The 6,120-nt window shown below is 44.0% G+C and carries 6 protein-coding genes and 1 pseudogene; 6 read left to right on the top strand and 1 reads right to left on the bottom strand.

What is annotated here, in order from left to right; translation table 11 throughout:
• The 5 genes and pseudogenes from NI469_RS11935 to NI469_RS11920 form a co-directional block, all read left to right on the top strand.
• Positions 1–124 (top strand): annotated as a pseudogene (locus NI469_RS11935) (IS5/IS1182 family transposase); the annotation flags it as partial.
• 112 nt (positions 125–236) lie between these two features.
• Positions 237–1,451 (top strand): MFS transporter, encoded by a 1,215-nt coding sequence (locus NI469_RS11930; RefSeq protein WP_253148692.1) that lies wholly within the window; start codon positions 237–239, stop codon positions 1,449–1,451.
• Positions 1,444–1,578, top strand: a complete 135-nt coding sequence (locus NI469_RS15885; protein WP_004646503.1) for a hypothetical protein — start codon at positions 1,444–1,446, stop codon at positions 1,576–1,578. The genes NI469_RS11930 and NI469_RS15885 overlap by 8 nt, the downstream gene beginning before the upstream one ends.
• A 178-nt stretch (positions 1,579–1,756) precedes the next feature.
• Positions 1,757–2,722: a TauD/TfdA dioxygenase family protein gene (locus NI469_RS11925; RefSeq protein WP_253175285.1), complete on the top strand. Its 966-nt coding sequence runs from the start codon at positions 1,757–1,759 to the stop codon at positions 2,720–2,722.
• Between the two features lie 274 nt (positions 2,723–2,996).
• Entirely contained in the window at positions 2,997–3,326 is a 330-nt protein-coding gene (locus NI469_RS11920; protein ID WP_253175283.1) for a four-helix bundle copper-binding protein, read from the top strand.
• A gap of 97 nt (positions 3,327–3,423) precedes the next feature.
• On the opposite strand, the gene sthA is transcribed toward NI469_RS11920, so the two are convergent.
• Positions 3,424–4,839: a Si-specific NAD(P)(+) transhydrogenase gene (gene sthA / locus NI469_RS11915; protein WP_253159075.1), complete on the bottom strand. Its 1,416-nt coding sequence runs from the start codon at positions 4,837–4,839 to the stop codon at positions 3,424–3,426.
• A gap of 213 nt (positions 4,840–5,052) precedes the next feature.
• On the opposite strand from sthA, the gene lipA reads away from it, so the two are divergent.
• The gene (gene lipA, locus NI469_RS11910; protein WP_004646500.1) at positions 5,053–6,066 is read left to right on the top strand and encodes a lipoyl synthase; all 1,014 of its coding nucleotides are present in this window, start codon (positions 5,053–5,055) and stop codon (positions 6,064–6,066) included.
• The last annotated feature ends 54 nt before the right edge of the window (positions 6,067–6,120 follow it).

Genomic DNA, 6,120 nt, shown 5'->3' with positions numbered 1-6,120 from the left:
AGATTAAAGCAATTTAGAGGAATAGCTACTCGATATGACAAGCTCAAAAGAAATTATCAAAGTTCTGTTGCTTTAGCCTGTATATTTTTATCGCTACCTTTATAGGGTTAATTATGAACAGTAAATGTCAACAAACCCTAATAAAAAAAATTTATCTTTTGATCAATATTTATTTAATCGCCTCTATTGCTTGAATCGAATACTATACATATCAACTTTATAGGCATGAATGACGTATGGCTGACAGTCAATTTTCCAAAGCTCTTATTTTTATGCTGATTGGCTCCGCCATCATTTTGGCACTGTCACTGGGTGTACGTCATGCCTTTGGTCTGTATCTGGTACCGATGAGCGAAGAGTTTGGCTGGGGTCATAATGTTTTTAGTCTGGCCATTGCCATGCAAAACCTGATCTGGGGTGCAGTTCAACCGATTACCGGGGCATTTGCTGATAAATATGGCAGCAAGATTGTGGTAGCTGTAGGCGGAGCCTTATATGCAATTGGTCTACTCTTGATGGCAGTTAGCTCGACCGGATTATTGCTTAATCTAAGTGTGGGTCTGATTCTGGGTCTCGCCCTGTCTGCCACCTCATTTCCGGTCTTATTGTCTGCGGTCGGGCGTGCCGCCCCACCAGAAAAGCGCAGTTTGGCAATGGGAATTGCCAGTGCGGCCGGGTCTTTTGGTCAGTTTATCATGCTGCCTTCAACCCTGCTGCTATTACAGAATGTTGGCTGGTCAGCGGCGCTGGTGGTCAGTGCCATTTTAATTGCACTGATTGTGCCATTGGCCTGGATGCTGAAAGCACCGATGTATGTTCATCCCAACGCGGCCGCTACCCCCAATAAAGTCTCACTCAATTTTAAACAGATTCTGGTGGTAGTGAAAAATCATAAACCGTTCTGGTTTCTAGCCATGGGCTTTTTTGTTTGTGGTTTTCAGGTCGTTTTTATTGGCATCCACCTGCCGGGCTATCTGATTGATCATGGCTTTAATGCCACAACCGGTACGATTTTCTTAGCCTTAGTGGGTCTGTTTAATGTGCTAGGCACCTATACCGCCGGCTGGCTCGGTGGAAAATATTCCAAACCGCATCTGCTAATGGGATTATATGCCTTGCGTGGAATTGCGATTATTGCCTTTCTCATGCTGCCTCTCAGCACATGGACAGTCTATAGCTTTGGTGTCATTATGGGGTTACTCTGGTTATCGACCGTTCCGCTGACCAATGGCATTGTAGCGAATATGTTCGGGGTGAAATATCTGACCATGCTCAGTGGCATTGTGTTCTTTACTCATCAGGTTGGCTCGTTTTTCGGTGGCTGGCTCGGTGGAGTCAACCATGATTTGAGCGGCAATTATAATGCGGTGTGGATGCTATCAATTGTCCTCAGCATTTTTGGCGTACTGGTGCATTTCTGGGTCAATGAGGAGCAAATCGTCCATGACTGATTCTCTACTGAAACTCAAACTTTCGATTGTGGTGGCAATCCTGCTTTTACTGGCTTTGTCGATTGGCCTGTGGTTACAAACCCCTCAGCTGTTTGAATATTTTAATCAGGCTTTCTGCGCACACTAAACTGTCGAAATATCCTCAGCAGAAAATGCGCAATCCATCGCACAATAAGTTAAATGTTTCAAAATCAACTGAATAGTAAAAATAACAGATTATTCATAAACTTATCATTTCTTTTGATTTTATTTCAGTCTGGAATTTTCTTAGATTTTGATCAATAAGAAAATTCTGAGACTTGATAATGACCAGCTTAACCCAACTTTCACAAGCGATTCATGATGCTCCACGCTGGCATCAGCAAGATCAATTTCAACATCCGGATGAAATCAAGATTGTACCGCAAACCGGTCAGGCCTTAGGTGCAGTGGTCTATGGCTTGGATGCCCGTAAAGTCCAATCATCCAAAACCATTTTAAAGTTAAAACAGGCGCTGGCCGAGCATCTGATTTTGATCTTTAAGCAGCAAAGTCTGGATGATTTACAATACTTGGCGTTTTCAACTTATTTCGGTTCCATTTTCCGCCCAGGTGCAGATACACCGGTACTGGCTGCGCAGTCGGATAGCGGCATTCCACCCGATGTCGTGCCGGTGTCCAATGCCGTCGGTCAGGGAGATTACACTGGGCATGGTGAACTAACTCCACATGCCGATCATCAATGGACACCATTACCTTCTTTTGGTTCCCTTCTGTATGCGATTGAACTGCCTCAGGACGGCGGACAGACCAGCTGGATCAACACCATTAAAGCCTATGATGCACTCGATGAAGAAACCAAGGCAGAGATCGATCAGCTGCAATTGATTACTTACAACCCTTTCGTGCGACGCCAAAAAACCAGAGATCAGGCTGATGATCAAGGCTATGGCAACAGCCCGCTGTACCGTTTTAAAGATCAACCAGTATTAAGTCATGCCTATCCGCACCCACTGGTGCGTACCCATCCTGAATCTGGCCGTAAAGCACTTTGGCTAAACACGCATACCGAGGTCGAGCTGGTTAATTATGATGATCATGCTGGCAGTCAACTGATCGCCAAATTACGTGAGCATATTTTGAAACCTGAATTCGCTTATGAACATCAATGGGAAGCTGGCGATATCGTGTTCTGGGATAATCAGGTGACTTTGCACTCACGCCGTCCGTTCCCGGCTGATCAGCGCCGTTTATTGAAACGCATCAGTCTGGCGGGTAGCCGTCCGTTTTAAAAATCAAAAAATCCGAACAACAAGAAATGTCATTACAACCTTCGATAATAATGACTCATCTATACATCCTGTACCATTGAGACTTTGACCGGCTCAATGGTTTTTTATTTTCAAACAAAAAAATTAATTCCAAATATCGCACATGATCCAGTTGATCTTTAACAAAACAAAGCACCTGTTTACTTTTCCTCACCTAATCTGCCTAGTGTATTTTCCTTTTTCTGCTTAGCGTATTAGAAAATCAGCAATACTCATATGGTAGAGGAAAAAGAAAATGAATGAACTTCAATTTTCAGATTGTGTTCAAACCTGTATGAACTGTTCCCTGGCATGTGCCAACTGTGCCAGTGCCTGTCTTAAAGAAGAAGATCTGGAGATGATGCGGGAGTGTATTCAGCGCTGTCTGGATTGTGCAGATATCTGTCAGCTGTGTGCCCGTATGGAACAAAAGCAGTCTCCTTTCATGCATGAGATATGTGAACTTTGCGCAAAAGCATGTGACTACTGTGCAGAAGAATGTGGTCAGCATAAAGACGATCATTGCCAGCAATGTGCCGAAGCATGCCGCCGTTGTTCGGAAGAGTGCCGAAAAATGGCGGCTTAAAAATTCAATTTGATCAACTTGACTGACTTAATCAATTCCAATAAAAAAACCGCAAGTGAAGACTTGCGGTTTTTCTGTCTAAGTAAAAATATCTCACTTAGAATAAACGATTCATACCATTTAACGTTGCTACACGATACGCTTCCGCCATAGTCGGATAGTTAAACGTGGTTTCTACAAAATACTTGATGGTATTGTTCGGGCTGTTCATGACTGCCTGACCGATATGGATAATTTCAGAGGCATTATTACCGAAGCAATGTACACCCAAAACTTCCAGCGTTTCACGATGGAATAGAATCTTTAATTCGCCCATAGTGTCACCGGTAATCTGTGCACGTGCCAAATGACGGAACGATGCCTGACCGACTTCATACGGAATCTTTTCTTCAGTCAACTGCTGTTCAGTCTTACCAATCGAAGAAATTTCAGGAATGGTATAAATCCCGGTTGGAATATCAGTCACCGGTGCAACGTCTTTCTCGCCGCTCATGTTGGCACCCGCGCAACGACCTTGGTCATAAGCAGCAGAGGCTAGCGAAGGCCAACCGATCACATCACCAGCAGCGTAGATATTTTCTACTTCAGTCTGATATTGATCATTCACAGTCAATTGACCACGGCTGTTCGGTTTCAGGCCGACATTTTCAAGGCCTAGACCATCGGTATTGCCTGAACGGCCATTACACCACAAAATCGCGTCGGCTTTGATTTTCTTGCCGCTTTGCGTGTGCATCACCACATGGTCGTCAAATGTTTCTAAAAAGTCGATCTGTTCATTATGACGAATTAATACACCCTGTTCACGCAAGTGATAAGACAGCGCATCAGAGATTTCATCATCCAGATAGCTTAAAAGTTTGTGCTGGGTGTTGATTAAATCAACTTTATGCCCCAGACCAATAAAGATCGAGGCATATTCACAACCGATTACACCTGCGCCATAAATAATGATTTTCTGGATGGAATAGTCCAGATCCAGAATTTTGTCTGAATCAAATACACGCGGATGATTAAAATCAAGAATGTCTGGACGATATGGACGCGAGCCGCTGGCAATGACCAGTTGCTTGAACATCAGCGTTTCTTTAATCCCGTCCGGATTAAATACAAAAATGGTATTTTGATCCTGAACATAGGCACGACCATGATAAATATCAATTTTATTGCGGTCGTAGAAACGTGAATGTGTATCTACTTGTTGTTGAATAACTCTATGTGCATGACGCAACACTTGCTTCATGGTGAACTGCTTCCAGTCCCCGACTTTTTGAAACAGTGGATCACGTTGATAACGGATAATACTGGATACCGTTTGACGCAATGCTTTACTTGGAATCGTACCGACATGGGTACAATTACCACCCAGCTGTTCACGCATTTCAACGATTGCAACACGCTTACCAGATTTGGCAAGTTTCATTGCCGCGCCTTCGCCCGCAGGGCCCGAACCTAGAACTACCGCATCATATTTAACGAAAGTCCCACTAACGACCTCTTTTTTACGTGGCATTCAACGCTCCTCAAAATTAAAAAATTCACTTTAATCTACCTGCTTATTATGACGTAAATCCTGTTGATTTGGTGTATTTAACTCACATATATTGCTTGATAAGAACATTTTTTAAATGAATACCCCTTTTTGCCCTATTTAGAACGAAGTCCGTTATAATAACTGCGCTATCTTTGAGTATCTCCCCCTTCAAAAACAGTGGAAAAGTTGAATATGTCTGAAAACCGTAAACCTGAACAGGGCGTCAAACTTCGCGGTGCGGAAAAAGTTGCCCGCATTCCTGTAAAAGTTGTTCCTACGGTTGAAACGCCACGTAAGCCGGACTGGATCCGGGTGAAAATGGCGGCACCTGAAGAAGTTCAACGTATTAAAACCACATTACGTCAGCAAAAATTACATACGGTGTGCGAAGAAGCCGCCTGTCCAAACCTACCTGAATGTTTTGGTGGCGGTACTGCGACCTTTATGATTATGGGTGATATCTGTACCCGTCGTTGTCCGTTCTGTGATGTGGCCCATGGCCGTCCAAATGCACTCGATGCAGATGAACCGCGTCATATGGCTGAGACCATTGCCAACCTGGGTCTGAAATATGCGGTAATCACTTCGGTAGACCGTGATGATTTACTCGATGGTGGTGCTCAGCATTTTGTAGATTGTATTAAAGAAGCACGTGCTCTAAGCCCGAATACCCTATTGGAAATTCTGGTGCCGGACTTCCGCGGCCGTATGGATATCGCGCTGCGTATCATGACTGAATGTCCGCCAGATGTGTTTAACCACAATATCGAAACTGTACCGCGTTTATATAAAGCCATGCGTCCAGGTTCTGACTATCAGCACTCTTTAAACCTGCTAAAAATGTTTAAAGAATACTGCCCGGACGTACCAACCAAATGTGGTCTGATGGTGGGTATTGGTGAAACTGAAGAAGAAGTGCTTGCTCTGCTTGATGACCTGCATGCGCATGGCGTGGACTATGTAACCATTGGTCAGTATTTGCAGCCTTCAAAAGAACATGCAGCGATTGACCGCTTCGTAACACCTGAAGAATTCGGGCGTTATACCGAACATGGTCAAAAACTGGGCTTCCGTAATATCTGGGCAGCACCAATGGTTCGTTCAAGCTACTTTGCCGACCGCCAATACTACGGCGAACCTGTACCAGCAGTGCGTCGTAAAGTGGATCCTGCCAAAAAAATTGCAGTTCAGGCCATTGAAGCTTAATCCTGTTTAAACTAATGAAATAAAAGCCCTCTCTTGTAGAGGGCTTTTTTATCT

Origin of the sequence: Acinetobacter lwoffii (assembly GCF_024129735.1) — a bacterium.
In the GTDB taxonomy this organism is placed as follows: domain Bacteria; phylum Pseudomonadota; class Gammaproteobacteria; order Pseudomonadales; family Moraxellaceae; genus Acinetobacter; species Acinetobacter lwoffii_H.
Note: the sequence above shows the minus strand (reverse complement) of the source record. Positions and strands in the feature narration are given on the sequence as shown.

Bases quoted from the DNA above. Each gene is read 5' to 3' on its own strand.
- NI469_RS11925 (WP_253175285.1), top strand. From the start codon at position 1,757: ATGACCAGCTTAACCCAACTTTCACAAGCGATTCATGATGCTCCACGC.
- sthA (WP_253159075.1), bottom strand. From the start codon at position 4,839: ATGCCACGTAAAAAAGAGGTCGTTAGTGGGACTTTCGTTAAATATGAT.
- NI469_RS15885 (WP_004646503.1), top strand. From the start codon at position 1,444: ATGACTGATTCTCTACTGAAACTCAAACTTTCGATTGTGGTGGCAATC.
- lipA (WP_004646500.1), top strand. From the start codon at position 5,053: ATGTCTGAAAACCGTAAACCTGAACAGGGCGTCAAACTTCGCGGTGCG.
- NI469_RS11930 (WP_253148692.1), top strand. From the start codon at position 237: ATGGCTGACAGTCAATTTTCCAAAGCTCTTATTTTTATGCTGATTGGC.
- NI469_RS11920 (WP_253175283.1), top strand. From the start codon at position 2,997: ATGAATGAACTTCAATTTTCAGATTGTGTTCAAACCTGTATGAACTGT.